This is a genomic window from Streptomyces sp. RP5T (assembly GCF_003933965.1).
Lineage (GTDB): Bacteria > Actinomycetota > Actinomycetes > Streptomycetales > Streptomycetaceae > Streptomyces.
The window spans coordinates 1-1045 of sequence record NZ_RSAJ01001145.1; the positions used below are offsets into that span (position 1 = coordinate 1).

The 1045-nt window shown below is 74.4% G+C and carries 1 protein-coding gene; it reads left to right on the forward strand.

Annotation, left to right across the window (positions count from 1 at the left end):
* Nucleotides 1-115: 115 nt before the first annotated feature.
* Nucleotides 116-1045 (forward strand): methionyl-tRNA formyltransferase (fmt, locus tag EHS43_RS45045; RefSeq protein ID WP_125196109.1); only part of this gene is annotated, 930 nt, incomplete at its 3' end.

Here is a 1045-nt window from a genome sequence, read left to right on the forward strand (position 1 = left end):
TTGGCCGGGAGGACGGGCCCCGCCTCGCTGACCCGCTCCCGCCGTGCGGCGGTTGTGCCGCGCCATAGACTTGTGCGTTGCCCGTCGTCACCCGTCCGAGAGGCCCTGCCCACCCATGAAGCTCGTCTTCGCCGGTACCCCCGAGGTCGCCGTTCCCGCCCTGGACGCTCTCCTCGCCTCCGGGCGGCACGAGGTCGCCGCCGTCGTCACCCGGCCGGACGCGCCGGCGGGGCGGGGGCGCAGGCTGGTCGCGAGCCCGGTCGCGGAGCGGGCCGAGGAGGCCGGCATCGAGGTACTGAAGCCCGTCAGGCCGCGGGACCCGGAGTTCCTGGAGCGGCTGCGCGAGATCGCGCCGGACTGCTGCCCCGTCGTCGCCTACGGCGCCCTGCTGCCCCGCGTCGCCCTCGACATCCCCGCGCACGGCTGGGTCAACCTGCACTTCTCCCTGCTGCCTGCCTGGCGCGGGGCCGCGCCCGTGCAGCACTCCATCATGGCGGGGGACGAGATCACGGGTGCCTCGACCTTCCTCATCGAGGAAGGGCTGGACTCGGGGCCCGTCTACGGCACGGTCACCGAGGAGATCCGGCACACCGACACCAGCGGTGACCTGCTGACCCGGCTCGCCTTCGCCGGCGCGGGGCTGCTGGCCGCGACCATGGACGGCATCGCGGACGGCACGCTGAAGGCCGTACCGCAGCCGTCCGAGGGCATCACCGTCGCCCCGAAGATCACCGTCGAGGATGCCCGGGTGGACTGGAGCGCGCCCGTGCTGCGGGTGGACCGGGTCGTGCGCGGGTGCCACCCCTCGCCCGGCGCCTGGACGACCTTCCGCGGCGAGCGGCTCAAGCTGATCCAGGTCCAGCCGGTGCCCGACCGCACGGATCTCGCTCCCGGCGCGCTCGCCGTCGGCAAGAACAGCGTCCACGTCGGCACCGGCTCGTACGGCGTGGAGCTGCTGTGGGTGCAGGCGCAGGGCAAGAAGCCGATGAAGGCCGCGGACTGGGCGCGGGGCGCCAGGATCACGGAGGGGGAGAGCGTCGGCGGG